Annotated in this window: 1 protein-coding gene; it reads right to left on the bottom strand. The window is 63.4% G+C overall.

The genetic code is table 11. The features are described from left to right. On the bottom strand, positions 1–320 hold a 320-nt coding region (locus tag JIN87_RS28055; RefSeq protein WP_425606478.1), incomplete at both ends, for a hypothetical protein.

The raw sequence follows: 320 nt of genomic DNA, 5'->3' as shown, positions 1-320 counted from the left end.
CCGTGTTCGTCGTCGACGCTTCGATGCGCCTTGTAGCGTGGACGGGACGTCCCCCCAGTCTTCTTTCGCACGCATGCGGTGTCCGGATCGGTGGAGCTGATCAGAGAGTCGTTCACGCGAGGCTTTTTCTTGCTGGCCTTGCTCCTGGGAGGCTTGCCCGCTCCCTTGCTTGGGGGCGGGACAGGAGCTTCGCCGTTCCCCGAGGAGGCGATCGGCTCCACCGCTGGACATTCCAGTTTCCTTTCCTGCATGGCGTAGGCTGCTCGCAGGTGCTCCACCATCTCCGGATCGCTCTTGACGAGCGATCCCTGGGATGCGTC

Origin of the sequence: Pelagicoccus mobilis, assembly GCF_016595505.1 — a bacterium.
GTDB lineage: Bacteria > Verrucomicrobiota > Verrucomicrobiia > Opitutales > Opitutaceae > Pelagicoccus > Pelagicoccus mobilis.
The sequence above is the reverse complement of the archived record's forward strand: the minus strand, read 5'-3'. Positions and strand labels throughout refer to the sequence as shown.